The sequence below is a fragment of the Oleiphilus sp. HI0061 genome (assembly GCF_001635675.1).
Genome location: NZ_LWFE01000335.1, coordinates 37,239 through 62,339, shown reverse-complemented (window position 1 = coordinate 62,339; position 25,101 = coordinate 37,239). Strand labels below are relative to the sequence as shown.

24 protein-coding genes are annotated in these 25,101 nt (G+C 45.3%); 10 read left to right on the top strand and 14 right to left on the bottom strand.

Going from position 1 to position 25,101, the window contains the following annotated elements; genetic code table 11:
• The 5 genes from A3735_RS04555 to A3735_RS04535 form a co-directional block, all read right to left on the bottom strand.
• A partial coding sequence (locus tag A3735_RS04555; RefSeq protein WP_197485667.1) for a hypothetical protein occupies nt 1–342 on the bottom strand: 342 nt, incomplete at its 3' end.
• A 20-nt stretch (nt 343–362) separates the two neighbouring features.
• Nucleotides 363–3,527, bottom strand: a complete 3,165-nt coding sequence (locus tag A3735_RS04550) for an efflux RND transporter permease subunit (protein WP_068507013.1) — start codon at nt 3,525–3,527, stop codon at nt 363–365.
• A 68-nt stretch (nt 3,528–3,595) separates the two neighbouring features.
• Nucleotides 3,596–4,015, bottom strand: a complete 420-nt coding sequence (locus A3735_RS04545; RefSeq protein ID WP_068507012.1) for a copper-binding protein — start codon at nt 4,013–4,015, stop codon at nt 3,596–3,598.
• A gap of 47 nt (nt 4,016–4,062) precedes the next feature.
• Entirely contained in the window at nt 4,063–5,811 is a 1,749-nt protein-coding gene (locus A3735_RS04540; RefSeq protein WP_197485666.1) for an efflux RND transporter periplasmic adaptor subunit, read from the bottom strand.
• Between the two features lie 121 nt (nt 5,812–5,932).
• Entirely contained in the window at nt 5,933–7,297 is a 1,365-nt protein-coding gene (locus A3735_RS04535; protein WP_068637650.1) for a TolC family protein, read from the bottom strand.
• Between the two features lie 1,147 nt (nt 7,298–8,444).
• On the opposite strand from A3735_RS04535, the gene A3735_RS04525 reads away from it, so the two are divergent.
• Complete coding sequence (locus tag A3735_RS04525) at nt 8,445–9,443, top strand: putative solute-binding protein (RefSeq protein WP_068507004.1); 999 nt, start codon at nt 8,445–8,447, stop codon at nt 9,441–9,443.
• A 68-nt stretch (nt 9,444–9,511) separates the two neighbouring features.
• Here the strand turns inward: A3735_RS04525 and A3735_RS04520 are convergent, their stop codons facing one another.
• The 3 genes from A3735_RS04520 to A3735_RS04510 all read right to left on the bottom strand — a co-directional run bounded on the left by A3735_RS04520 (nt 9,512) and on the right by A3735_RS04510 (nt 12,660).
• On the bottom strand, nt 9,512–11,239 hold the full coding sequence (locus A3735_RS04520) for a bifunctional protein-serine/threonine kinase/phosphatase (protein ID WP_068507072.1): 1,728 nt from the start codon (nt 11,237–11,239) through the stop codon (nt 9,512–9,514).
• A 48-nt stretch (nt 11,240–11,287) separates the two neighbouring features.
• Nucleotides 11,288–12,100 carry a formate/nitrite transporter family protein gene (locus tag A3735_RS04515; protein WP_068507001.1) on the bottom strand — a complete coding sequence of 271 codons (813 nt, stop codon included), beginning with the start codon at nt 12,098–12,100 and terminating at the stop codon, nt 11,288–11,290.
• A 215-nt stretch (nt 12,101–12,315) separates the two neighbouring features.
• Nucleotides 12,316–12,660 (bottom strand): copper-binding protein, encoded by a 345-nt coding sequence (locus A3735_RS04510; RefSeq protein WP_068510116.1) that lies wholly within the window; start codon nt 12,658–12,660, stop codon nt 12,316–12,318.
• A gap of 125 nt (nt 12,661–12,785) precedes the next feature.
• On the opposite strand from A3735_RS04510, the gene A3735_RS04505 reads away from it, so the two are divergent.
• Nucleotides 12,786–13,238, top strand: coding sequence for a hypothetical protein (locus A3735_RS04505; protein WP_068506996.1), 453 nt, complete (start codon nt 12,786–12,788; stop codon nt 13,236–13,238).
• Here the strand turns inward: A3735_RS04505 and A3735_RS04500 are convergent.
• Nucleotides 13,235–13,897, bottom strand: a complete 663-nt coding sequence (locus A3735_RS04500; RefSeq protein ID WP_068506990.1) for an HPP family protein — start codon at nt 13,895–13,897, stop codon at nt 13,235–13,237. The two genes, A3735_RS04505 and A3735_RS04500, sit on opposite strands and share 4 nt — an antisense overlap.
• A 132-nt stretch (nt 13,898–14,029) precedes the next feature.
• On the opposite strand from A3735_RS04500, the gene A3735_RS04495 reads away from it, so the two are divergent.
• On the top strand, nt 14,030–14,329 hold the full coding sequence (locus tag A3735_RS04495; RefSeq protein WP_068506983.1) for a hypothetical protein: 300 nt from the start codon (nt 14,030–14,032) through the stop codon (nt 14,327–14,329).
• A 164-nt stretch (nt 14,330–14,493) separates the two neighbouring features.
• Here A3735_RS04495 and A3735_RS04490 read toward each other — a convergent pair whose 3' ends face one another.
• The 3 genes from A3735_RS04490 to A3735_RS04485 all read right to left on the bottom strand — a co-directional run bounded on the left by A3735_RS04490 (nt 14,494) and on the right by A3735_RS04485 (nt 15,859).
• The gene (locus tag A3735_RS04490; protein ID WP_068506981.1) at nt 14,494–14,928 is read right to left on the bottom strand and encodes a PilZ domain-containing protein; all 435 of its coding nucleotides are present in this window, start codon (nt 14,926–14,928) and stop codon (nt 14,494–14,496) included.
• 153 nt (nt 14,929–15,081) lie between these two features.
• Nucleotides 15,082–15,243, bottom strand: a complete 162-nt coding sequence (locus A3735_RS28700) for a DUF2986 domain-containing protein (protein ID WP_082865452.1) — start codon at nt 15,241–15,243, stop codon at nt 15,082–15,084.
• Nucleotides 15,244–15,376: 133 nt separating this feature from the next.
• Nucleotides 15,377–15,859 (bottom strand): SCP2 domain-containing protein, encoded by a 483-nt coding sequence (locus tag A3735_RS04485; RefSeq protein WP_068506978.1) that lies wholly within the window; start codon nt 15,857–15,859, stop codon nt 15,377–15,379.
• A 151-nt stretch (nt 15,860–16,010) separates the two neighbouring features.
• Here A3735_RS04485 and A3735_RS04480 point away from each other — a divergent pair, with 151 nt between their 5' ends.
• From A3735_RS04480 to A3735_RS04470, 3 genes are read left to right on the top strand one after another with little or no spacing between them, the layout of a single operon-like run.
• Nucleotides 16,011–17,006: a peptidase U32 family protein gene (locus tag A3735_RS04480; RefSeq protein ID WP_068506974.1), complete on the top strand. Its 996-nt coding sequence runs from the start codon at nt 16,011–16,013 to the stop codon at nt 17,004–17,006.
• Between the two features lie 23 nt (nt 17,007–17,029).
• Nucleotides 17,030–17,926, top strand: coding sequence for a U32 family peptidase (locus A3735_RS04475; protein WP_231882381.1), 897 nt, complete (start codon nt 17,030–17,032; stop codon nt 17,924–17,926).
• Between the two features lie 3 nt (nt 17,927–17,929).
• Nucleotides 17,930–18,820, top strand: a complete 891-nt coding sequence (locus A3735_RS04470) for a TIGR01212 family radical SAM protein (protein WP_082865453.1) — start codon at nt 17,930–17,932, stop codon at nt 18,818–18,820.
• Here the strand turns inward: A3735_RS04470 and A3735_RS04465 are convergent.
• A complete protein-coding gene (locus tag A3735_RS04465; RefSeq protein WP_156499399.1) occupies nt 18,817–20,274 on the bottom strand; it encodes a hypothetical protein in 1,458 nt (485 codons plus the stop codon). The genes A3735_RS04470 and A3735_RS04465 overlap by 4 nt on opposite strands.
• Nucleotides 20,275–20,462: 188 nt before the next feature.
• On the opposite strand from A3735_RS04465, the gene gmk reads away from it, so the two are divergent.
• The 4 genes from gmk to A3735_RS04445 all read left to right on the top strand — a co-directional run bounded on the left by gmk (nt 20,463) and on the right by A3735_RS04445 (nt 24,157).
• Nucleotides 20,463–21,113 carry a guanylate kinase gene (gmk, locus tag A3735_RS04460; RefSeq protein ID WP_068508644.1) on the top strand — a complete coding sequence of 217 codons (651 nt, stop codon included), beginning with the start codon at nt 20,463–20,465 and terminating at the stop codon, nt 21,111–21,113.
• A gap of 94 nt (nt 21,114–21,207) precedes the next feature.
• Entirely contained in the window at nt 21,208–21,423 is a 216-nt protein-coding gene (gene rpoZ / locus A3735_RS04455) for a DNA-directed RNA polymerase subunit omega (protein ID WP_068508646.1), read from the top strand.
• A 199-nt stretch (nt 21,424–21,622) separates the two neighbouring features.
• Nucleotides 21,623–23,737, top strand: coding sequence for a bifunctional (p)ppGpp synthetase/guanosine-3',5'-bis(diphosphate) 3'-pyrophosphohydrolase (locus A3735_RS04450; RefSeq protein WP_304439959.1), 2,115 nt, complete (start codon nt 21,623–21,625; stop codon nt 23,735–23,737).
• 24 nt (nt 23,738–23,761) lie between these two features.
• Nucleotides 23,762–24,157 (top strand): RidA family protein, encoded by a 396-nt coding sequence (locus tag A3735_RS04445; protein ID WP_068508651.1) that lies wholly within the window; start codon nt 23,762–23,764, stop codon nt 24,155–24,157.
• Here the strand turns inward: A3735_RS04445 and A3735_RS04440 are convergent.
• Complete coding sequence (locus tag A3735_RS04440; RefSeq protein WP_068508652.1) at nt 24,154–25,032, bottom strand: NAD(P)H-binding protein; 879 nt, start codon at nt 25,030–25,032, stop codon at nt 24,154–24,156. The genes A3735_RS04445 and A3735_RS04440 overlap by 4 nt on opposite strands.
• Nucleotides 25,033–25,101 lie beyond the last annotated feature (69 nt).

Sequence of the window (25,101 nt, the reverse complement as noted above, 5' to 3'; positions counted from 1 at the left end):
AACGTTAATCACGCGATCCACTTCACTTTCTTGCCCTGGTTTACCCGCCAATGACTCTCCATGATGACCACCGTGAGCGCCACCATGGTGCCCCCCCCCATGATGACCTCCACCTTTTTGCCCGTCTTGCATGCCGTCTTTCATGTCGACACTCATGTGACCGTGCCCACCGGTATCGCCCATATGCTTTTCTTGCATCATTTTGTGGTGATCGTGCTGGCCATCTCCCGCTGACATATGGCCTGTGCCATCATCATGACTATGATTTGCGCATGCAGCTGTGATTAGGATTGCGCTGATAGCGGCAAAGCCAGTTATTGATTTCGTTAGCGATAGTTTCATTTTCATTGTCCTTTCTTTATCTATTTTGTTGTCTGTATATTCTGTTCTATTGTTTCGTTATTCGCTTTCTTCAGAGTTGTTTGTTTCCACACATAAAAAATCGCGGGAATTAACATCAAGCTCAATGCCAAGGTGCTGATCATGCCGCCAATCATGGGCCCTGCAATACGCTGCATTACTTCAGAACCTGTGCCCGTTCCCATCATGATTGGAATTAAACCGACCATCAGAGACAGAACCGTCATCAAGATGGGGCGCACCCGCAGCCCGGCTCCCTGCATGACAGATTCACGAATATCTTCCTTCGTTAACAAACGCATATCTCGCTTGGCGTTTTCAATGGTGGCTTGATAGGATTGATTTAAATAAACCAACATCAGTACGCCGATCTCAACAGCCACACCTGCGAGAGCGATAAAACCAACCGCAACCGCTATCGACATGTTGTAATCCAGCCAATACATCAACCAAAGCCCTCCGATTAACGAAAATGGTACGGTTCCCATAATGATGAGTACTTCCAAAAAGTTACGGAAGCTCATGTAAAGAAGTAGCATGATGATCGCCAAGGTAAGTGGCACAACAGCTTGCAGACGTTCCTCGGCTCGTTGCATGTACTCGTATTGGCCAGACCAAGCGATGGAATAACCCGCCGGAATTTCGACTTGTTCAGAAACAATCTGTTGTGCTTCTTTGACGTATGACCCCAGATCACGCCCATCGATATCGACAAGCGTCCAACCATTTAAACGAGCATTTTCACTCTTAATTCCCGGCGGACCATCTGCGATATAAACATCAGCCACGTCAGCCAAAGCAATGTGTTGTTTTCCGGGAGTGACAATAGGCAGCAATTTCAGTTTTTGTTCGGAATCGCGATAATGTTGCGGATAACGCAGATTCACCGGATAACGCTCTAAACCTTCGATCGTTTCAGTAATATTCATGCCGCCAATCGAAGCACGCACGACTGCTTGAATATCCGCCACACTCATCCCAAATCGTGCTGCGCGTTCACGGTCTATATCAATCTTTACATAGCGACCGCCGGCGACGCGCTCAGAGTAAACGGAAGCCGTACCTTCCACTTCAGGTAAAACTTCTTCTAATCGTTTACCAATTTTCTCGATCTCAGACAAACTCGGGCCGGCGATCTTAATGCCTACAGGCGTTTTAATACCCGTTGATAGCATGTCTATTCGCGTTTTGATTGGCATGACCCAGGCATTCGTCAAACCAGGAAATTTAACCAAACTATCAAACTCCTGGCGTAGGCTTTCTGTCGTCACGCCAGCCCGCCATTCACTTCGCGGTTTAAGTTGAATGAATGTTTCGATCATCGTGAGCGGTGCTGGGTCAGTTGCTGTTTCGGCACGCCCGACTTTACCGAAAACAGACTCGACCTCTGGTACGGTTTTGATCAATTTATCGGTTTGTTGGAGTAGCTCTCTCGCCTTGCCGACTGATACACCGGCATATGTTGTAGGCATATACATCAAGTCACCTTCGTCCAATGGTGGCATGAATTCGCTTCCTAGCTTAGTCACTGGCCATAAACCAACCACTAAGACAACAGCAGAAAACAAAAGAGTCGTTTTAGGAAAAGCCAGCACACCTTTGATCACTGGTTTATACATGGCAATCATCAAGCGGTTAATCGGGTTTTTATGTTCAGGCGTCACTTTTCCACGAATAAAGTAGCCCATCAACACTGGCACGAGTGTAATAGCAAGACCCGCGGCAGCTGCCATCGCATAGGTTTTAGTGAATGCCAGGGGTGAAAACAACTTGCCTTCTTGTGCTTCAAGAGTGAACACAGGCAGAAAGCTGGCTGTAATAATCAACAAAGAGAAGAATAAAGGTGGCCCGACTTCAGATGCAGCCTGGGTAATCACCTGCCAACGGTTTTCATCTGTCAGCTCTGTTTTTTCCATATGCTTATGAACGTTTTCAATCATGACGATGGCGCCATCAACCATCGCACCGATCGCAATCGCGATTCCACCCAGAGACATAATATTGGCGTTCAAACCTTGCTGATACATGATGATAAAGGCCGTGAGAATACCCACAGGCAAGCTAACCAGTACAACCAGAGATGAACGGAAATGAAATAGGAAAAGCGCACAAATAATAGTTACGACGATAAACTCTTCTAATAGCTTTTCGTAGAGGTTATCGATTGCTCGACTAATCAGGCTTGAACGATCATAGGTTGTTACAACCTCTACTCCGTCAGGCAGGCCTTTCTTCAAACTCTCCAATTTTGCTTTCACATTATCAATAACGCTTTGTGCATTCTCGCCAAAGCGCATCACTACAACACCACCGACCACTTCACCTTCGCCGTTCAATTCAGCGATGCCGCGTCGCATCTGTGGACCCAATTCAATCTTGGCAATATCTTTCAAAAGCAGTGGCGTGTTCTTAGCGTTTATGCCGAGTGGAATATTTTTAATATCATCTACACTTTGCAAGTAGCCGCTAACGCGCACCATGTACTCTGCTTCAGCCATCTCGATAACAGAAGCACCGGTTTCCTGGTTGGCCTTTTTAATTGCCATGCCAACATGGGCTAAAGGAATGTCGTAAGAGCGGAGTAGGTTCGGATCAACTTCAATTTGGTACTGACGCACCATACCGCCTATTGTCGCTACTTCAGAAACGCCCGGAACCGTTTGTAATTCATACTTCAAGAACCAATCCTGAATGCTACGTAGCTCCGCTAAGTCATGTTGACCCGTTTTATCTACTAGCGCATAGAGATATACCCAGCCAACGCCCGTTGCATCGGGGCCTAGTTGTGGTTTCGCTGATGAGGGCAAGGAGCCCGACACTTGGTTTAGGTACTCTAGTACCCTAGACCGAGCCCAGTATAGGTCCGTGCCATCCTCAAAGATCACATAAACATAGGAGTCACCAAAGAATGAAAAGCCCCGGACGGTAATCGCCCCCGGTACCGACAGCATCGCCGTCGTAAGCGGATAAGTTACCTGATCTTCAACGACTTGCGGTGCCTGTCCTGGGTAAGTGGTTTTAATGATTACTTGCACATCAGACAGATCAGGAATTGCATCGATTGGCGTATTCTTGACAGAATACAAGCCAAACCCGATCAATATTGCCGTGCCTAATAGTACAAAAAACCGATTTTGTATCGACCACTTTATAATCGCGGCTATCATTATTTACTCCAGTAATCTTTCGTCAGCAAATGAATTTGGGCAGCACCGGAGTGCTGCTTTCATGTCGCTTATTTGCTGTTTATATTCTTGATGATGTAGTTATTGTCGTTGTCGACAAGTAAGGTAAAGTCGACCATTTGACCTGGCTTTAGAGAGCCCAAATCAACGCCCTTGTCGACTTTGAAGTTCATTTTCATCTTGGGCCAGTTCATCTCTGGCATGGGTTCGTGCTTAATGTTAATCATGCCTCGATCGGCCATGATTTTGTTAATACGTCCTTCACCCATTACCTCGCGCATATGTCCGGCGCCTTTTTCAGACATATTGCCCGACATTCCTTTATCCATACCTTTCATCATATGGCCTTTGCCCATATCTTTTCCGTTGCCATGTCCATGGTGATGGCCATCATTGGGTCCACTTGCAAAAACAGCTGTCGAGACAAGTAAGCCTGCACACATTGCTAAAGAAGTTAGTGTTTTATTCATTGTATTTTCCTCAAAGTGATTATTTTTAAAATTGCGTTTTGAACGTTCTATTTCAGTCTGACATTTGACATGACATAGTCCCCATCTGCGTTTTCCCGTAACGAGAATGTTAATTCATCGCCATCTTTGATTTCGGGCAGTTTCTCGCCCTCGGGTACTAAGAAGGACATACTCATCTCGGGCCAACTCCACTCAGGTATAGGCTCGTGAACGATTTCAATCATATTCATATCAAGCATTAACATTTTGACCTTGCCAGAGGTTTCGACTGAGGCTTTTTCTTCTTCGCCATTCGAACTCATATCCATGCTCATATGATCATGATTCATTTCCATTTCCATCGTCGCCATATCCATCATCGTTACCGCTGACAATCCTTCGGACGCTGTCGCCAATCTCGTCACCAGATAATCCCAATCCCCTGTTTTTTCGATCTCAAATTGGATTGCCTCGCCTTCCTTGAACTGACTGAGATCGACCTGATCTGACACCTGGAAGTCCATTTTCATCGTCGGCCATTCCCATTCAGGGATCGGGTCGTGTGTGACATTGATCATGCCCATATTCCCCATGACCTTATGAACTGTCCCTGAGGTAATCACTCTCGGACCTGAACTATCTGTCATACCGCCATTCATCTCCTGACTCATTGCAGCGTCTTCCATACGCATTAGTTCGGCCTCGATGTTGGATTCCGAATCAATCAGGAATTGCGCTGAAACAACAACGTCATCGCCACTAGACAGACCTTTAAGTATCTGTACCTTTGATTCCATGACCTCAACATCCCCCTTCATCGTCGATACAAGGCCTTCGAGACCGAGTTCTACAATGACCGATTTATAACGCCCGTCGCCCAGCGACTTCACGACACGATTGTGATTTCCTGCTTTGATAACAGCTGATCTGGGCACCGTTGTCATGGCCTCTTGTGTCATATTCTCAACGCGTAAATTCGCCAACATATGAGGTCGCAAGGCAAAATCTGGGTTGTGTACTCGCGCTCGGAATTGCAAGGTGCGTGTTTTCTGATCAAGAGACGGATAGATGTAATTGATTATGCCGTTCCATTTGCCATCAGGTGACGAATTGAGATTTATCGCTACACTCTGACCACGTTCGATGAGATAAGCTTGTCGTTCATAGACTTCACCACGAACCCAGACGCTTTCCAGCGACCCTATCGACATCACCTCAGTCATTGGTTTGATATGCATGCCTTCGCGCACTTTAAGATCGATGACAATGCCATCTTGTTCAGCCGTAAACTTCACCAATTGATCGACCTTACGTCTCTTCTGTAAATCATTGATATGGGTGTCTCTCAAACCTAGTGAACGAAGGCGTGACTTCGAAGCCTTAATCAGGTTTCTGTTTTTACTGCGCAATGCGGCAAGGTATTCTTCCTGCGCATTGACAAGCTCTGGACTGTAAAGCTCAAAAAGCGTTTGACCTTGTTTAACCGGATCGCCACTTGCAGCAACATTCAGCCGTTCAATCCAACCTTCTACCCGCGGATGAATATGGGAGATACGGCTCTCATCAAACTGGACGGTTCCTACGGTATCGATTGGCACCATAATCTCTTCGTTTTTAACCTTAGCGACTTTAACGCCGAGATTATTCTCAACAGTGGCTAAGATCTTCACTGTATTATCATCACCGCTGTCTTCTTCATACACCGGAACTAAATCCATACCCATCGGGGAGAGTCCAGGGCCATCGCGTCGATAGTTTTTATCCATCGGAGCAACCCAGTACATTGGTTTCTTCTCGCTACTGTCGGCGGAGGACATATCTCCATCACCCATTGTCCCCTGCATGAGTTGAGGGCCGAAAAAGGTCCCCAAGGCCAAACCAATGGCTAGGACAGTAATGGCTAAAATAAATTGCTTCATGTGTTGATTCTCCTTAGCTTTAGTTCAGCCAATAATTAATACGAGATAGAATAAGTTGTTCATTCACCAGCAAGCGCAAACGCTGCACTTTTGCGCTTTGTTCCTTCAGAAACAGCTCAGATACGATGCGGAAATTGCCCTTATCTGACTCGTAGCTATGCATGGCGCTGTGCTTCTGTTTGTCTAATGTGGGTAATATTTTTTCTTCATAAAGCACACGCTGATCGCGAGTGATGTCATATTGGTTGGCGAGATCTTTCAATGCAAAGCGAGCTTGCTCAAATGCTTCTGCACGCTCCAACTCAATGGCTGCCTGACGATGCTTAGCTGCGCTGATCTGGCTGGTTTGCTGACCTCGATTGAAAAAGGGGTACTGAACACTCACACCCGCTGAAAAGAAGTCGGCACGAGAAGATCCATCCATATTGTCGCCACTTCTCAGGCCGTAGCTCAACTCCACACCATAAGAGGGCTCCAAAGACTGCTCGGTCAAATTCACTTTGCTTTTTGCAATGTTAATTTTCTGATTTATCAAACGAATTTTTGGATGGTTTTGTAACGAAGAAACGAGGCCATTTGATTTAGCCAAAGTCAGTGTTGAAATATCAAAAGATTCCAGTTTCTTTGGCAATTGAGTACTCGTTAGCGTTTCGTTTGCGAGGGTATTAAGGCTATCCAGATTCTTTTGAAAACTTCGTCTTGCTTTGATCAAACGCTCTTCTAACTTGATGAGTTCGAGTTCCGCGCCAATCAGGTCNCTCTGATCCTTACTGCCTACTTCATATAATGATTGAATAAATTCATGTATTTGCTCTAGAAATACACGGTCTTCAGAAATGAGTTCAATATTCTGCTGCCAAAACCAAGCTTCTAACCAAGCTTTCTCAATGTTTTGTTTACGCCCTAGCCAATAAGCTTCCTGCTTGACGGTCTGAAGGCCCACTTTCTCCTGGTTAATATCTTCGCGCAGCGATAAGGTGTCGCCTTTGGGGAACATTTGTCTGACGCCTACCCGTAATTGGGTCATAGGCTCCTGATCAAATTCAAATGTGTCTGTCGGTAAGCTCTGTATCGCCGCAAACAGAGTAGGGTCTGGCAAAAAGTCACTCGCTTTTGCCTCAGCTTCAAAAGCCTTCGCCTGAATACCCAGGGACTTTAGCCTGAAATCATTGGCGCGAGCTCTAGTGAGCACATCAGATAGGGAAAGCAAGCCTCCTTGCTCAGACTGAGTTTGAACTGACTGGGCTTGAACTAACTTAGTCGTTTGCAAGGTTCCATTGCTTTCTTCCGAGGCATGGACAGATAAAACACTTGAAGCAACGAGCAAACCAGAATAAATATACATTAAACGTGACAAGACACGTTTTGTTTTAAAGCGAAACATAAGACAAGGTCCAAAGCTATTTAGCGAGCCCAAGGGCTATAAAATTAACTAGCGATAAGTAAAACTAAAAAGCGACGGGAGCTCCGAATTTAAGGCGGAACTTCCCTAAGGTCTTATGAAATGGGAGGAGGGAAAGAAGGTAATGTCTGTGGGTTTAGATAAAATGGCGCTGTAAAATTAAAGGCAGCCCTATCCGTGCTGACTGATAACGCGGAATTATGAAAAGCCGCTGAAGATGACTGACAACCAGCTTGTGCACACAAACAAGACTCATCACAACAGTCATTTGTGACTGAAGATGTAGTCATCTTCGTGGAGTTTTTTACGGCTTGAGCGGATGTCTCGTGACAAGAATCTCGGTCTGAAGCAGACTTCATTTGTTCAACATCACTTTCAGTTGATACCGAGATTGAATGATGAGGCATTATACTTTCGCTCATCAACAGAGTACTCGCCGAAGATATAATCGGAGATAGCATCATCAAAACGGCCAGCAAGACGCTTATTTGTTTTGAATACTTTTGTTTTATCTGTTTCAGAATACCCATCTGTGAAACTCTGGCACAAAAATCATGGAGCTGCAAGCGCCTTTACTAAATATCACGAAGATGCTTAAAAAGACTTAAACTGCGTTTTACACATACTTTAGGACACTAATGAATAGAGAAAGTTCAGTCTGGTTTATTGGCTTTGGATACAACGAGACTTATTCAACGCAGCATAAATATAATCTAAACTCGGTAACTACTGCTTTGTTCTCAAGGCCATAAATCTTAAACCTCGTTTAATCAGGATAACTAGGCCATTTTGACAATGGACTAAGAGGCCTGCAATTGGCACTTAGCCAACGTCAAGAAAAGCTTGATAACCTCGAATTTAAGTCTTCCATGAATACCTGTTCTTAGTGACCTCGCCAACGATCCATTACCATCAACTCAGAATAATAAATCCATGAGAAGGTTCATGCTCGCTTATGCGGCCATAGCTCATGCCAGTAACATATTAATTAGTTTAAAATATGACCTGCCTTCATTGATGTTTAATTGACCAATATCAAACCAGTCCCGACCTATCTTAAGTACGATATAGAGAGTAATTCATAAGGATTGAGCAGTACCTTACTTTAAAAATAACAAAGGGCTCTGATATGAAATACGCACTCTATACATTCTTTTCATTCGTAATATATTTATTTAGCACCTCAGCTTTCTCGCTAGAGAAGAAGTCCATCTGCACTTGGGATCCGGTGGGTACCAATGGTCCTGTGATGACTTTCTATGCTGACCTCAAACCTAAAGCTATAGCCTGGGGTATCGACCTCGAATTCAAGGCTTACACTGACGAGAAGGTTGCTTCCAATGACTTCAAAGCAGGCATTTGTGATGCCGCACACTTGAGTGCAATTCTGTCCCGCGACTATGTACCCTTTGGAGGCTCTCTTGATGCGATTGGTGGAATCATGTCGGATCAGGGGCTGAATAAAATACTGGCAACCTTAGCCAGTCCAAAGGCAGGCACCTTGATGAGTAACGGCAAATATGAAATTGTCGCCTCATTTCCCGTTGGCTCCATGTATGTATTCGTCAATGATAAATCTATTAACACAGTGCCTGACTTCAGCGGTAAAAAAATATCGGTTTTGAATGGTGACCCGCAAGCCTTCAAACTCGCCTCCCTGGCCGGTGCTTCTCCCGTTTCCACCTCTCTGGCAACCTTCTCTGGCCAGTTTAACAATGGCAATATCGATATTCTGTTAATGCCGGCATTGGCTTACAACACATTCGAGCTATACCACGGTTTAGGAGAGCAAGGTGGCATCATTGATTACCGTTTGTTTTACGGCATGCTCCAAACGGTTATCAAGAAGGAAAACTTCGCTCCAGATTTTGGCAACAAAATGCGTAAATACATGGTCTCTCGTCTCACTCAAATCCATAAGATGGTAAAAGATGCAGAAGACGAAATTCCTGCCAAGTACTGGATCAAAACAAGTGATGCATCCAAGTCTGAATTTGATACCTTTAGCCGAGATATTCGTTTGGCCCTAAAAGAAGATAGTACCTTTAACCCTAAGGCGCTGCGGCTACTATGGAAAATCCGTTGTGCTGAAGACCCTAGCCGCGCGGAGTGCAGTACGCCCGAATAGCCAACAAGTAACCCAAGCCTTTGAAAACTTATACGGGCGGTTGCCCCAAATCCAACCGCCTACATTGTTTACGTCATGCTGGCTTGATAAAGCACAATAATTAGTAAAATCAACGAGCTTAGCTGCCAAAAAAGTACGGGATTACGTTCCAACAACGGTGGCTTGGCTTTATTTACGTAGACTTTACTTGGATGATTCAGCTCATAAATAAACTCGGATACTTCACCATAGCGCTTTAAGGGGTCAATATGAACCGCCTTATTAATTGCGTAGTCAAACCAGCCAGGAACATCCCGCCCCTTATCGATGGATTGGTAGCCTAGCCGCCCTAGTGAACGCCGATCTTTAATCTTTGAAATATCATTGCCGTAAGGTAGTTCGCCACTTAACATCTTGTAGGTCATGACGCCTAGAGAGAACAGATCAGACTTGCTTGTTCCGCTTTCCCCCAAAAAGTATTCCGGTGCAGTGAATTGAGCTGTCCCCATAATGCCTTCGTTTTTACTGATCACCTCAGTAATTCCGGCTACTTTTGTTGCGCCAAAATCTATAATTTTTACCGTTCCCTGGCTATCAATCATGACATTATTTGGCCTTAAGTCCTGATGCACCATCTCTTGTCGATGAAAGGCCTGAAGCCCCTTAGCAATTTGAGTAACGATCTCTCGCACTGTTTTGATGTCCGGTTTAGGGTTATCCAGCATCCATTGTGCAAGCGTCTGCCCTTCAATATATTCGTACACTAAATAAATAAAATTACGCTTTCTATCAGGTTCAATTGCTTTCAAAACATGAGCATTGCTCACCCTTTTTGCAATCCACTCTTCCATCAAGAAGCTTTCCAAGTAATCCGGGTTATTTCTCATTTCTGTGGAAGGTGTTTTTATCACCACCTTCTTTTTTGTTTGTTGGTCTTCTGCTAGAAATACATGGCTACGACTACTGATATAGATATCACGTAGAATCATGTATCCATCAAACTCTTTACGAGCCTCTAATCTGGGGGCAGGAGGCAGCTGAGTAAGCTGCTGTTGTAACTCACTTAACTCTCGCGCCGGTAAACTATCGATGCTCACGATCTGCAAAGTTAAATTGTCATCGCTGCCCGCTGCCAGGGCTTCATTAACCAACTCTTTTGCCAAACTATCTGGTACTTTCCCTGTCTCCTCAAAAGCTCTCGTAATCGTATTCGCCAAATGCTTTTCAGTAAGAAACTCATACACCCCGTCAGTAGCAAGAATAAAGATATCTCCCTCACTTAGAGGAAGCGCTCGATAGTCCATTTCCAAAGTGTCATGAACGCCCAATGCGCGGGTCAGGTAACTCGTTTCTGCATCAACGACATGTCGATGATCCTTGGTTAGTTGCTCAAGGTTATTGTCAGCAAGCCTGTAGATACGTGAATCACCAGAGTGAAAGCAATAAGCAGTGTTCGACTTAATAACAAGCGAACTAAAGGTACAGATATAGCCTTTGTCTTTATTAAAGCGATGCGGGCTATTTTGGGTCTGCGCGAACAGCCAGGAGTTAGTTGCTTTAAGAACCCGTTGAGCAGAGGTCTTCACAGACCAGGAGTCTGATGTGCTGTAGTAGTCCTGTATAAAACCTTTAACCGCGGTTTCACTCGCAATCTGGCTTACATTGCTGCTACTAATACCGTCAGCCAAAGCGACCACCAGCCCTTTGGACGCGAGCAAAGGCTCTTCCGGGGCATAGGCTGCATGGAAGTCCTGATTCAGGTCTTTCTTTCCTGCAGTTGAATACTGACTAACAGATACTTTAAGTTGCTTAGACATAAAAAACCCCGCCATTTCTGGCGGGGCTCCTATTATATTATTTTAGTATTAAGCGACCTTACGCTCTGGATTAGTCCTAACATGCGTCCAGTATAGTGGCAGACCTACTAGTAAGAAGCCGCCAGCAAGGTTACCCAAAGCTGTTGGGATTTCGTTCCATACGAAGTACTCGTATAAACCAAAGTCACCGCCCATGATCATAGAGAATGGGAATAGGAACATGTTTACAATAGAGTGTTCAAAGCCCATAAAGAAGAAGAGCATTACCGGCATCCACATTGCAATGATCTTACTCGTTGCAGAGGTTGAAATCATTGCACCGACAACACCCATCGATACCATCCAGTTACACAGCATGCCACGAATAAATATCGTGAACCAGCCATCAGCACCATGCGCTTGATAACCCAGTGTTCTTGACTCACCAATGGTGCTCACTTTAGCTGCCAAGGCACCGCCGTCAGTGTTGTAACCATAAGTTAGAATAAACGAAGCAAAGAAAGCTGTGGTCAGTGCGCCACCAAAGTTACCAAGGAAAACCAAGCCCCAGTTTCTCAACATTTGCGGCACGGTACAGCCATTACGTTTATCAAGTATTGATAGCGGCACTAGCGTGAACACACCGGTTAACAAATCGAACTTCATCAAATAGAGCATGATAAAGCCGACAGGGAATAAAAGTGAGCCAACTAATAAACTGCCTGTTTTCACAATAACAGTAATAGCAAAGAATGCGGCGAGCCCTAGAATTGCACCCGCCATGAATGCACGTACTAACGTATCTTTGGTGGACATGAAAATTTTCTGTTCACCTGAATCAACCATTTTGGTGGCGAATTCACTCGGTTCGATATAGGCCATAATTAATCTCTCTTAGATTAGGTTTAAAAATTTACATAATCTGAGAGAGCATAGCTCGGGCCGTTTTTAGACTTCACATTAAATAACAATTACTTATATTCGTAATCACTGAAATCTATATACCTATAAGTGAATAAGTTAGGCTCACTTATAGAGAGCAAAACATGGCTTTGTTTAGTTTTGGTGCGATAGTTGACGCTGAAGCGAGATCTCACTTACTTTCTGATTTCCACATATTTCAGCCGATGCAAACCCTTTTCATCCAGCTCCAGTATAAAGCTAACCTTATCACCCGCCTTGAATGGCTCAAGTGACAAAGACTCACTAACTCTGAAAGTCATCAACATAGGGGCCCAATTGAGTTCGGGAATCGGCCCATGTTTGATATTCACTAAGCCCTCCTCTGCAGCAACTTGGGTAATCAAACCATAAGCTGAAACTTCCTGAATCGTTTCTCCCATTATTCCTTCTGTCGTGCCATGGCCATTATTGATTGGTTTAAGCGGTGTACTGCAGGCCGAAAGCAAGGTGATCATGCTAAGCAAGACTAATAGGCGCATAAGTGTCATCTCCGAATTTAAAGTAGCTAATTTTAGCACTATAGCCTTTAGCATCGTCCAGAGGTAGCATGTATTGGTCTATTGGCTACATAGCTTTCAATCGAGTCTGACCCCCTTGAAAAAAGATGATTAAGAAACTTAAGTTTCAGCGCCTTTTGGCGATGATTTATATCGGTGCAGCACTGGGAATCATACATTTCTGGTGGCAGTTCTTTAACGGCTCGCTCTTTTCTATCGAAGAGCTAAGAGCACTGATGCCACATTTTGAAGGCTATTACTTGTGGGAAAGAAGCTTTGTGCTGCCTGATTTAATTCTGGCCTTTGGTATGCTAGTTTCTGCCCTGCCTTTGTGGTGCAACCAATGGATGCAAAAGGGCCGAGTACTCGCAGCAGCCTGCGCCGGTGCGGCACTGTTCCTGGGGTTACTGGATTTGAGTTATGGTTTTTCGAGTGGTCTCTACCGCTTAGACCACCGTTTTGCAGGTGTCGTATTAGAAGCCGGCTTATCGATCACGGCAGTTGGCCTCTTAGGTCTAATCATTTTACTTTTTAGCCCCCAACAAGCTCGACCAGATTAAGCATCTGCTTCTAGCGACTCCTTCAGTAGTATCGTCTTCAATATATCGGGGTGGGTAACGATCCCGACAATCTGTTGATTCTCGAATACCGCTATCGCGTCCAAGCCATACTCCAACAAAGCTGGTGCTAAGTCTTCTACCTGAGTTTCTGGGTGGGTTGATAACAACGATTCGTGACAGAAGGCGTTTAGCGAGCTTTTCTGCGTTTCCTCGAGCTTACCACCCTGTGGGCTCATTAGAAAAGGGACGATCTTTTTATCAGATAGCATTCCGCAATATTTCTGTTCCTCATCAAGAATGACCAGGTGATGTATTTCATACTTCTGCATAATACGCCAGGCATCTTCGAGCGTCTTATCTTTGCTGATACTCAGTACCGGCGAGCTCATAATATTCTTCACTCTCCCTAAAGGGCTCCGGGCGGGCTTAACTTCTTGGTAGGCAGAAATCGCTTTCTGCTGGCTTGCACTCGGCTCCGCGGGTTTCTGCTTTGACTTTTGGCGATGATCTTTAAAGTCTTCGGGGTCGGTTTCAGCTTTAGAATGAACTTTCTGTATTTCAGTCAGTTCATCCGCTGGAGGAATATCACGAACCCTAAACTTTCGGTCTAGTGGTGTAACGAGCCCTTTCCCTACATCGTGTACAAAAAATACGGCCATGCTGTCATGTCACCTTCATATTGGAATTCTAAGCTTATATGAATATAAATCGGCCGTTGACCTACATCAATGAGCTTTTTTTTGTAGCGCGCTATTCTGGCGTTGACTTGTAGCATAGTAGGAGTAGTGAAAATGTCTTCACATCATGAGCAAATTGAGAAATTTGCAAAGAAATTAGAAGAATGGGATTACAAAATCGACCGCATGGAGCACAGGGTAAAGGACTTGCCTGACGAGCTACGATCAATCGCACAAAATAAATATCAAAAACTGCTAGATTATCGTTCAGGACTGAAAGAAAAAGAGGAACAGCTTGTCGCGTCCTCAGAGCATGCAGTGCATGAAATTGAGAAATCCGTCGAAGAGGTCTGGGATACATTCGGACTATTATTCAAAGACGTAGAGATGGAAGTCGAAGTCGAAGGCACCTGAGCTGGTCAGAAGGTTCCAAAAAGTACGCTAGTTAGTTGAGTAAGCCGTAATACATTGTTCATTGTGTATTGCGGCTTTTTGCTTTCTGTTATACGTTTTTGATCATATTCGATGACAGGTTTGCTTCACAATACTCGCCCTGCCTGAATGTGACTCACCGCGGACTAGCGCGGAAAGCTGCCCCCATTCTTGCTAATCCATTCCTGAGAGGCCTGATTCCAGGTCACTCGCTTACCCAACTGTTCCTGCAAGTCTTTTCGATACTCGGCAATATGACATACCTGTTCGATCATACGAACTTTAAAGGCGTCATCATTGTCGAGAAACTCTACGCCCAGCTCGTATGGGCTGCCTTGCTTGTCACTTTGCTCTCGGCACCAACGAATAATTGCATTGACCTTAAATACCGGCTTAACCGAAGGTATTTTCAGCTTCACCACAGTATCTTTGAAAAATGAAACATTGGAATCAAAAGACAGACCACCCTGGCTGATATTATTAATCTCCAGATTGAGCTGCTCGCGCGTACTCAAAGGCGTAACCTGTATACCAACCTTGGACGGGTGGCGAATATAAGCTCGTGGTGCGGGTGTATTCATCGCTGCGGTACATCTCTTAGGCTAAGTACAAAATGCTAGCTGCTAACAATATGGATCGAAGTGAGACTTTTGTCACTTTTTTATAAGATGAAAAAGATTAATTTTTTGGAAGGTACACGGCCACCCAAGAAAAGGCTATAAGCCGACAATCTATTAGTCGTTTTTGATCTCAGTTAAGGTGTTTTCTTCTTCCATTACAGCCCGTTCTGCTTTGGATATATAGCGAGGTTTATCATTCTTCTTAGGCGCCAGTTTGGCATTTGCCTTCTTAAGTTTTTTCTTGAGGATGGAGTTCAGCTTCTTTTTACGATTCATCAAATCTGGCCTTTAACGATAGATAGGGGGATTCTAGTCGTTAGGAAAGCTTGGTGGAAGCTTGGTGGAAGCTTATATACCCAAAACAATGGATTACCTCCTAAGCGGACGGGCGCTATTGGAGTAAGAGTATTTAGCTAAATACTGTCACATACTCTGCAGCACTTCTTACGGCAAATAGCAGCTCTGGTGGCAAGTCATCGAGATCCAGGCTATCCATCAGGTTTTTGATCTCAAGACCCAGATCAGTGTCACCCTCAATCACCAAGTCACGCTGGAAGAACAGCGTATCCGGGTCTTCTTTTTGGGCCGCGAGCAAAATAAAGCTACGCAAACTACCGCGAATACAAACGTCCGTCTGCGCATCCTTCTGCATTAATATCTCGTTTCGAGGACCACAACTAAAGAACCAATTGATATCCGCATCGCTAATCTCGATTTTTAGCCAACGCTGTTTAAGAAAATCCATGTCACCTTGATCCAAGGCTGACTTAAAGGCCGCTTTCAGCACTCTTTTTAGCACTAAACTTTGCAGGCCAAAAGGCATATGGCGAACAGGTTTGACCAAAGTCAAAGGTAATTTTGGAAGCAGAGTTCTCGGGCTCGACAATAGCATTGTAGCTTCCTCCTTAAGACGTGATTAGCGAACAGATATTAAAGGAAACTATATCCCGGCAAGTTGGTACATAAAATACCCACCAATAGGGATAGTGACTAGCCGGGGGATTCTTCACAATGGTCAGACGTATTATTTCGAGTATTTCTTTATGGATTTGGTCTGTCCGGCTGGCAGTTTACCAGCCTTTAAAAAAGCGGTAGATAGTGGTGCCAGTGCCGTCTATGTAGGATTTAAAGACGAAACTAATGCACGTCACTTCTCAGGCTTAAACTTCAAAGAAGAAAAGGTCTCACAAGCCTTAGCTTATGCGCGATCCAAAGGCGTTAAGTTATATATCGCGGTGAATACCTATGCCCAGCCCGAAGGTTGGAGTAAATGGCAACGAGCCGTTGATGTAGCCGCCGATATTCAGGCCGATGCGCTAATTTGTGCTGATATGGGGGTGCTGGATTACGCCACCCAAAAGCACCCCAATCTAAACCTGCACTTGTCGGTTCAGGGCTCTGGCACAAATGCTGAGTCACTAAGTTTCTACAAGCGCAATTTCAATGTTCGCCGCGCTGTGCTGCCACGCGTCTTATCACTCAAGCAGGTGGCGCAAGTTGCTAAGAAGTCGCCTATCGAATTAGAAGTCTTTGCCTTTGGTTCTTTATGCATTATGGCTGAAGGGCGCTGCTATTTATCTTCATACCTAACCGACCAATCACCCAATACTTGCGGTGCCTGTTCGCCTGCAAGCTTTGTTCGCTGGGAAGAAACAGAAGACGGCCTGGAGTCACGTTTGAACAATGTGCTAATTGACCGTTATCAGGAAGATGAAAAAGCAGGTTACCCAACCTTGTGTAAAGGCCGATTTGAAGTGGAAGGCCGTCTCTACAATGCACTCGAAGAACCAACAAGCTTGAACACAATTGGCTTAATTCCTGACTTAACAGAGATCGGCATCAAGGCTGTAAAAATTGAGGGTCGACAACGCAGCCCGGCTTATGTTGAACAGGTTGTCTCGGTTTGGCGCAAAGCTTTAGACAGCTATCAGCGCGACCCGGATAACTTTAAAGTGAAACCCCAATGGAGCAAGCCACTCGATAAAGTCTCTGAAGGCTCGCAAACCACTTTGGGCGCTTATACGCGCGCCTGGCAATAAACCCCGCAGATTTAGGGAGTAATATGATGAAATTATCACTAGGCCCAAACCTGTTTTTTTGGCCAAAACAGCGCGTGTATGACTTCTACCAAGAGATGCTCGACAGCCCTGTCGATGTTATTTATTTAGGCGAGACGGTGTGTTCTAAGCGCCGAGAATTAAAAACTGCTGAATGGCTAGAGCTAGCCAAGGAACTATCGGAATCAGGTAAAGAAGTCGTAATTTCCAGTCTGGCGTTATTAATGGCAGATTCTGAATTAAGCACCTTAAAGAATATTTGTGAAAACGCCCCGGTTCAAGTTGAAGCGAACGATATCTCTGCGGTGCAATTATTATCGCGCAAAGGAGTACCCTTTGTCTGTGGTCCTAGCACCAATATCTACAATGCACGCACTTTATCAATTATGGTCAGAAACGGTGCTCGACGTTGGGTTATGCCGGTTGAGCTCTCGGGCCATTGCTTACAAACCATTCACGACGAGGCAAGTGATCTTGGTATCCGTGAGAAGATTGAAACCGAAGTCTTCAGCTATGGCCATCTTCCTCTCGCTTACTCCGCGCGGTGTTTTACCGCACGTTACCTGGACTTACCCAAGGATGATTGTCGCTTTAGCTGCATTCACTATCCGGAAGGGCTAGAAGTAAAGAGTCAGGAGCAACAGGCCCTATTTAATATTAACGGCATCCAAACCCAGTCTTCGTCGGTTTATAACCTGCTTGCAAAGGTGCCTGAAATGAAAAAACTCAATGTTGATGTCTTGCGCTTAAGCCCTCGTGCTGAGGGTATGAGTGACATCATTCGTCGCTTCCGTGATGCGCTTGATGGCCAGTCGAGTGAAATTGCGCTTAGCGATCAGGATTGCAACGGTTATTGGTTTGGCAAGCCGGGTATGGATATGCAATCAAGTCAAATGGTTTAAGTTGTGAGTGTTGTGGCTGGAAGGCCTTATCTTTCATTTGGCCAGTATATGCAACAGCGCCATGGTGAGCATGTCCATAAGCTCTCTCTCAACGCCTCCTTTACTTGCCCTAATCGAGACGGTAGCAAAGGTATTGGTGGCTGCACCTTTTGTAATAACGCATCCTTCAGCCCCAACGCCAAAGCGCCAGACTCAATTGAGTCACAAATAGCACGCGGCAAAGCGGTGATCGCCAAGCGTACCGGAGCCAAGAAATTTCTTGGCTACTTTCAGGCCTATACCAACACCTATGATGAGGCCGAAAACCTAAAGCGCTTGTATGATCGTGCTTTAGCGGTCGACGACGTCATTGGCTTGTCGATAGGGACTCGCCCTGACTGTGTTCCCGATGAGGTGCTCGAACTGCTCTTGGCTTATCAGGAGCAAGGCTATGAAATATGGTTGGAATTAGGACTACAAAGCGCTAATGATGAGTCACTCCTGCGGGTCAACCGTGGTCATGGCTGGATGGAATATGAAGATACTTGTCGGCGTGCTCGCGATATGGGGATAAAAGTATGTACGCATTTAATAGTGGGGCTTCCTGGCGAAGCAGCCCTTGATAGCCTGAAGTCCTTAGATAAAGTCTTGGCACTGGGAACAGATGGAATCAAGTTCCATCCGCTTCATATTGTAAAAGGAACGCAGCTAGCACGAGAATGGAAGAAAGGTTTGTATGAACCTGTCGCTGAGCAAGCGTATATCGATACCGTGGTCAAAATGCTTGAGCGCCTTCCTAAAAACGTAATCGTTCACCGGCTAACCGGAACAGCCTCGCAAGACATTCTGCTTGCCCCACAGTGGTGTGGGAAGAAGTGGCAAATACTCAATGCCATCAATGATCGGCTCAGTTAATGTGAGTCAAGGTGTTCTAGCAAGCGCCTTGCGGCTTCCTTAAACTCGGTATCCGGAAAGTTCTCGTCAATATAGTGCAAGAATGCACGTGCTTTTTCCGGTGTCTTGGACTTCGAAAGAATAGTCTTAGCGGCTAGTAAATATAACTTCGCCAATTCCGGGCACGAGTCAAATCGTTGGTGCGCTTCACGTGCTAACCAAAGCACCAGTTTATACTCTTTCATTTGATAAAACGCTTCAGCCAGATCGAGGCTCAGTTGAATATCGTGCACCAGGAACTTCTCTTGCTCATTGCGCAGCATTTCAAACAACTCATAAGCTGCCAACTTCTGCCCCCGACCCAGTAAGAGTTCAAAAAACAAGTGACTATGCTGTTCCAGGCGAACCAGGTCTCGGCGCTCTAGCAATAGCGTATACAGCTGATGGACTCTCAAGTCAGACCGCTTTCCCTTGCCTTTCATACTGTTTTCCAAAAGAGACAAGGCTTTGGAAAAGTCACCATCTTTGATCGCGATATCTAAGTCAGCATTGATTCGTTGTGAGCTGTCAGTTGGCGTATTGTCTTGTTCGCTCTCAAGCGCTTTGACACTGCTCACCGATGAAAAGAATTCATAACGCTTTAAGACGTAACCCAAAACCGCAAACAGGGCTATAACAAAATATGCCGTCAGCAGCACACAAACCGGAGCAAAAGCAAAGGAGGGTAATACAGGGTGAAGCAAATCTGCGATCACCAATACGCTCAAACAGCTCATCGCAAAAAATGCAATCAAGCTGACATAAGATAAGTGCATCTTTTTAATAATGCTCATCCAACTAGGTGGAGCAGATCCATGGCCGCCTTGCCGTTTATCGCTATACAGCAGCATAAGCAATACACTGGGCAGAATCGATAAAACAAGTAACGCGTAGGTTAGGGCAAGCCAGCCACTAACATAATTCAGTAAAAGTATGGGGGGCGCAAAGCAAACGATTAATAGTCCGGTAATAATCAGGCTCGTCTTAGCCTGTTTAAAATCTAAAGCCGAGGCAATTCCTGGCACCCCCCCATTAAATGAGCTTGAACCTGTCGTCGATGATAAGCGAGTCGCCTTACTATAGCTCCGCGCTACCTGCACAGAGAAGTTCACAAGCACTAGAGACAAGATACTAGCAAGTAGCAGGGCGAATATCGCATTTAAGTGCATCGCTAGTGCACTAAGGCCTAACAACAAGGAAAGCAACAAAGCGTCTGTTTTAAATGGCAGACCGAAAAAACGCTGTTGCATTGACCAAAATGGAGGCATCTCGTGACGCTTCTCAAGAAAAGACATGGGCTTTTTACAATGTGGGCACTTAGCCTTCTGCTGCCTTTCATCACCATCGGGCATGCAAAGCTTATCGTAATGACGCTCGCATGACAGGCAATGCCAGATTGCCGGAGAAATCGGGTGATAATGACAATATTGTTTCACAGGGTGTTTATACCAACAGTATTAGCCGTTCAATAAAATTCGTCTGTAGCGCTTTATCAAGATCTACTGAGACTAAGAGATACTCTTTTTAGCTGAAATTTAGCATAATGCTCCACATCGCATTAAATATAGTTGTTTTAGCTGATGAATAACAGCCTAGACATTGCTTAGAATCTGGAGGAGAAAGAGTGGGTAGCACAGGTGAAAAGTCTAAAGAAGTTGCAAGGCAAGGGCGTTTATATGTCGTTTCAGCCCCTTCCGGAGCAGGGAAAACAAGCCTGGTAGCAGCCTTACTCGAAGCCGACTCAGGTATCGAAGTTTCAGTTTCTCATACCACTCGCCAGGCTCGTCCCGGGGAAGTCGATGGCGTTAATTATCACTTTGTCAGCATCCCCGAGTTTGAGCAGCTCATATCTGAATCTGGCTTTCTAGAGCATGCAAAAGTTTTCGATAACTACTACGGTACCTCCAAGACCTGGCTTGAGCAGCGTATGGCGCTTGGGCAAGACGTTATTCTTGAAATCGATTGGCAGGGTGCGCAGCAAGTAAGAGAACTGATGCCAGATACCGTGAGCATCTTTATCCTACCTCCATCTAAAGCCGCCTTGCGCGAACGCTTACAAGGGCGCGGCCAAGATAGTGAAGAAGTCATTGAGCGCCGCATGGCCGATGCAACCAGTGAAAGTAGCCATTATCATGAGTACGACTATCTGGTTATTAACGATCAATTTGGCGATGCATTAAGCGATCTATTGTCGATTTTTAAATCAAATCGGCTAGACACCGCCAGTCAAAGCGCGCAGCATGAAGAAATATTGACCGAGCTATTGTCTTCTTAGAGCGTTTTTCGTAGTATGTTCGGTCGTTTTTGGGTGGGACTGTAGTTCTGCCTTATTTATTGAGTAGTGCGTCTTTTCCAGAGGTGAAAATTTAATGGCTAGAGTGACCGTTGAAGATTGTTTAGATCACGTTGATAACCGTTTTGAATTGGTAATGGTTTCAACCAAGAGAGCCAGACAACTAGCAAATGGCGGCAAAGAGCCTTTCGTAGAGTGGGAAAATGACAAACCTACTGTTGTTGCCTTGCGTGAAATTGCAGAAGGTTTGATCAATGATGATGTGATCAAGCGCGAAGAGATTTCTTCTTAATCTGCTGAAAAATGAATAAATTATGTGGTTTTCTTGAGAATTACTCTTGAAAATCATCTGTTCTCACTTAAGATAGGTGAGAGCGCATAAAGCTGAATGGAAACGTTCGGCTTTTTTTTGCTTTAGAGCTTATCCCCCTCGTATTTTAAGGCACTCGTGTTTCTAGAAACATATTATTAAAGAACAGGCAGAACAGGCATTGATAGAATCACTCGAAGCGGCAGTCAGAACTTATCTGGATGACAACAAGGTCTCTATGATCTTGCAGGCTTTCGAGTGTGCTAAAGATGCACACGAAGGTCAGTACCGTCGAAGTGGCGACCCATACATCATCCATCCGGTAGCCGTTGCCAAGATCCTTGCTGGTTTGCACATGGATCACGAAACACTAATGGCCGCACTGCTTCACGATGTCATTGAAGACACCGAGGTTACCAAAGAAGAGTTAGCCGAGCAGTTTAATGATACTGTCGCTGACCTGGTCGATGGCGTAAGTAAACTGACGCAGATAGAGTTTAAGTCCAAAGCCGAAGCGCAGGCCCACAACTTCCAGAAAATGACCTTGGCGATGGCCAAAGATATTCGTGTCATTTTAGTCAAACTGGCAGACCGCCTGCACAATATGCGTACGCTGGGGCCTTTGCATGCCGAAAAGCGTCGACGCATTGCCACCGAGACCCTGGATATCTACGCGCCAATTGCCAACCGACTGGGCATCAACAGCATTCGGGTAGAGCTAGAAGACTTAGGCTTTGCCGCCATGTACCCGATGCGAGCCAAATATATTGGCCAGGCAGTGCAGAAGTTACGTGGCAATCACAATGAAATTCTTGCCGATATTCAACATTGCCTTGAAGATAAGCTCAAAGAACGCGGTATTAATGCTGAGATACTCGGTCGCGAGAAGCACCTGAACAGCATTTATAAAAAAATGAAATACCAGCATAAATCCTTCCATGAAATTATGGATGTTTATGCCTTTCGAATTATTACTGACTCTGAAGACGATTGTTATCGCGTGCTCGGAGCCGCCCACAGTTTATACAAGCCGCTGCCCTTTCGTTTTAAAGACTATATCGCCGTACCTAAAGCAAATGGCTACCAGTCTCTCCATACGACACTTTTCGGTATGCACGTTAATATCGAGATTCAGATTCGTACTAAGGATATGGAAGATTTGGCTGACTACGGTATTGCTGCACACTGGCAATATAAAGATGAGTCAGATCTCGCCTTGGCCAATCAGGCGCGTATTGATCGCTGGCTAAGCGGCCTGAAAGAACTTCGTGAACGCGCCGTTGACTCTATGGAGTTTATTGAGCACGTTAAGATCGACCTCTTCCCTGACGAGATCTACGTATTCACACCCAAGGGAGCGATTCTCGAATTACCTGCGGGGGCAACCCCAATCGACTTCGCTTATGCCATCCATACCGATATTGGTCATGCTTGTGTCGCCTGTCGCATAAACAAGCAACTTGCCCCCTTGAGCGTACCTCTACAAAGCGGGCAAACGGTTGAAGTCGTCACCGCCCCTAGCGCTAAACCAAGTAGGGCTTGGCTGAATATTGTCACAACCGGTAAAGCCAAGAGCAGCATAAGGCACTACTTGAAAGACCAACGCGAAGCCGAAAGCCTAGCGCTTGGTAAGAGCTTGCTCGATAAGTCACTCTCTGGCATTAATGTTTCCTGGAAAGATATTCCTGAAGCACAGATTCAAAAAGTTCTCGAACATAACCAAGCCGAGAGCATGGATGTACTCCTGCGCAATATCGGTTTAGGTCAGCGCATGCCGTTCATCATTGCTCGTCAATTGATGTCTGATGCAATACAAGATGAGGCTGAAAACGAAGCTCAAGATACCTCTACAGTGTCCATGATGATCAAGGGCTCAGAAGGAATGAACCTGTCTTTCGCACATTGCTGCCACCCGATCCCGGGCGACCCGATCGTAGGCTTACCTGACACAGGCTCTGGCATCACCATTCATTCCGAGGGCTGCTCAAAAATTATGAACCTAAGCAACAATCAGGTTCAAATGCACTTATCCTGGGTGAAAGATATTACCGATGAGTTTACCGTTGAATTGAAGGTAGAGCTTGAACGCCAACGCGGCATTATTGCCGAGCTAGCCGCAGCGATAACGCACGCCGAAGGTAATATCGAACGAATCGGCGTGACGGAACAAAACGCCAAACTAAGTGTTGTTAGTGTTGTGCTACATGTTCAGGGTCGACGACACCTGGCTCGAGTTATGCGCCGAATTCGCTCAATCAAAGCCGTTCTAAGGCTTACCAGAGTCATATCAAAATAAAGTGATTAGCTTCCAGGAGGAAATATGAGTAACAAGTCCATTATTCAAACAGCAGATGCACCGGAAGCAATCGGAACCTATTCCCAGGCAGTAAAAGTCGGCGAGACCGTTTTTTTATCTGGCCAGATCCCGCTGGACCCAAGTACGATGAGCCTGGTAGAAGGCGATATCAGCACGCAAATCACGCGAGTATTTGATAACCTTACCGCTGTATGCAATGCCGCAGGCGGTACACTTCAAGACATAGTTAAACTCAATATTTTCCTGACAGACCTAGGACACTTCGCCACCGTGAATGAAATCATGGCCAAGTATTTTGAAGCGCCTTATCCCGCAAGAGCCGCCATTGGCGTCGCATCACTACCTAAAGATGCTCAGGTTGAAATGGATGGCATAATGGTGATGAATTCATCTATTTAGGTTTGTCTTAACATCGCCTGATAACCTTCTCGGAAAGTCGGATAGTGAAGTTGATAAGCACTATCCAACATTCGCCTATTGGAACACTGCTTATTTCCGCTTCGCCGTTTTGCCTGCTCGGAAGGTTGGGTATTGATGGTCAGCCCCAAGTGCTCTGCTAGCCAGATAATCACTTCATTAAGATCTACTGGTTCACTATCACTAGCAAGATATAGCGGCTCCAACGCTGAGCCTTGAGCATTCAAGCGAATTAAGTGCTCAATAAAACCCACGCAATCATCTTCATGAATACGGTTACTTCGACGTAAGGCTTTACTTAAAATAGCCGCGCCACTTTCCGCAGACTGCTTTACCTGATTAATTAACTGGCGACGAGAACCACCATAGATCCCGCTAAAACGAATAATCGTGCTGGGTATGCCGCTGTGTCGAAGTAGACCTTCCGCTTCAAAGATAAGCTTTCCTGAAAACTGTTTTGGTTCACAAGGGCTTTGCTCATCTATCCAACTATCATCATTCTGGTGATAGACACTGCTACTGGAAACAAAGATCAATCGCTTTAAGCGCTTCGGATTAGGAAGCATCGTAAGCGTGTTTTCTAAACCCGTGACATAGGTATCACGATAAGCCTGTTCGGTGCGCTGGGAAGGCGTCAGGCAATAAATCAGGTAATCAACACCATCAGTCAGGACTTGTGAAAACACCTCTTCTAAACTCGATGCCTCTCGAACATCTGCAGCAAGATAATGAATGTCATCCTGAGACATTTGAGGTCTTCGGCGTAAACCAAAAACTTGAAAGTCACTTGAAAGCCTCTTCGCTACGCGCCCACCGATTTTACCGCAACCGACTATCAAAACCTTCTTACCTTGCATAGCGCCAAGCCTTTTCTATATGATTTGTCGCTAGTATAAAACGAAGTACTCTAAAAGACATTCGTAGAT